Raw genomic sequence first — 2,302 nt, 5'->3', positions numbered from 1 at the left:
GATGTTTTCGCACAAGGTGCTGGACGTGTGCAGCCGTTAAAAGCTGTGACTACCGAAGCATTAGCCTATTCTCTTGATACAACGATTTTCTCTAACCAAACGTACGAAAATACTAAAGGATCTGTAACCTTTGGAAATGTTACACCTAATTCAACAAACTCTACTTCTATTACAAAAAACATTCTAGTAGAAAATCTGACAGGAAAAGCTAGTGACTACTCTGTTTCTGTTCAGGTTACGAAGGCAGCAACAGGTACTTTAGCAGGCTCAACTGTCACTGTAAATAAATCCAATTTCACGCTCGATGCTTCTGGTGAAAGTGAATTAGAAGTAACATTAAATGTCCCAGCAGGAACGGGTTCTGTAGGTAATGAGATTTTAGGTTATATCCATCTTACAAATGGTACAACAAAATTAACATTACCATTTGCTGCTAACTTCGGCCCTCCTACAGGACTAAAAAGCTATACAATAGATAATCCAGCGATTTCTCCAAATGGTGATGGAGTATTAGATAGTACAACCGTTCGTTATGAATTCCATAATCTTCAGTACTATACGTATGTTGAACTTTGGGATGCTCTTAATCAGGATGCTGGTTATTACGGAGATGGCTATGTAGGCTATCTACGACAAACTACTTCAACGACTACAGGGCCAAAAACGGTTGCATTCGATGGTTCATACACTTCTTATAATCCAGGAGTTGGAAGAGTAAAAGCTCCAGATGGAGTTTATACTATTGATTTATCAACTTTAAATTCATCAAATACAGCTTATGCTACACAAAACTATGTAGGTCCAATTTATGTCAAAACAACAGCGCCTCAAATCGTATCTGAGGAAGCTCTAACAACAGGTACTTCTTCTGTTGAACTATCAGGAGCTATTGAAGATTCATATATTGATTGGAAAGCAGCTGTTGCTGCTGTTTTTGAGGAAGATTACGATGTTAATACGAAATTAACGACAGCCTATGTTCTCACAAACAGCAATAACGAAATACAAGAAGGTACAACACCAATTATTCTCAATCAAGACGGTACATTTAGTGCTACGATCAATGGGTTAACAGCTGGTGAAAATAAAGTAAAAATTACTGTAACTGACGAGGCAGGTAACCATGCTGATAAAGAAATTATTGTGAACTATGATAAGCCGGCTCCGGCTCCTACTCCTATCGTTAGTGGCGTAGAAGATGGCGGTTTCTATAACCACAATGTAACAATTTCCTTTACCGAGGGCACTGCAAAACTTAACGGCAAAAAGTTTAAAAATAACACGGTTGTAAAGGCTGAAGGTAAATATACTTTAGAAGTAACTGATTCAGCTAACAAGAAAATCATTATTAATTTCACAATCGATAAAACAGCACCGAAAGTAACTGGTGTGAAGAACAATGGTCTATACAACACCAATGTAACAATTTCCTTTAATGAAGGTTCTGCTCAGTTGAATGGTGAGCCATTGGCAAATAAGTCTGTGATTAGTAAAGAGGGTCAATACACATTAGTCGTAACAGATGCTGCAGGTAACGCAACAACTGTTAACTTTACGATTAATAAAACAGCTCCAGCAGCACCAACAGTTAACGAAGTTTCAGATATAGATACAAAAATATCTGGCAAAACAGAAGCGGGCGCAACTGTTAAGCTTTATATCTCTAATAAATCTCAAGGCAGTGTTACAGCAGACAAATCTGGTAACTTTAGCTTTAAAATAAAGAAACAAAGTGCTGGTACCGAAATTAAAGTAACAGCGACAAACAAGGTTGGCAATACGAGCGAAGCTACTACTGTTATCGTAATAGATAAAACAGCACCAGAAACACCTTCAGTCGACAAAGTAAATACATCATCTACAAAAATCACAGGTAAAGCTGAAGCTGGTGCAACTGTTACCGCTAAAGTAGGAAATACAGCAATAGGAACTGCAACAGCTGATCAAAAAGGGAAATTCTCGATCAATATTTCCAAACAAAAATCTGGTACTGTTATTACCATAACAGCAACAGACGTTGCAGGAAATACAAGTTCTGCAAAAACAGTAACTGTAGGTAAGTAAAACTACTGGGGGCTATCCCAACGCAAAAAAACGTTATTTTGATGATCTAATCAAAATTAACGTTTTTTTGCATTATTAGGCACGGCCTGAACCTATATTTCCAGGTGTCGTGTTGTTCCCACAGGAATAATTTTGCCGTATCTAAAGTCTATATTTAGCTAGACAATCCCTTTTATTATTTATTTTATTAAACAAGTCGGAGGCCAAGCGGTCTTAGGAAGACAATAGAGAGGGACAA

At 37.5% G+C, this 2,302-nt stretch carries 1 protein-coding gene; it reads left to right on the top strand.

The window, feature by feature from the left end; all coding sequences use genetic code 11:
* A partial coding sequence (locus ACR2F3_RS02775; RefSeq protein WP_432708454.1) for an Ig-like domain-containing protein occupies positions 1-2,064 on the top strand: 2,064 nt, incomplete at its 5' end.
* Between the last annotated feature and the right edge of the window lie 238 nt (positions 2,065-2,302).

The organism is Pedobacter sp. (assembly GCF_045627485.1).
In the GTDB taxonomy this organism is placed as follows: Bacteria; Bacteroidota; Bacteroidia; order Sphingobacteriales; family Sphingobacteriaceae; genus Pedobacter.
Note: the sequence above shows the minus strand (reverse complement) of the source record. Positions and strands in the feature narration are given on the sequence as shown.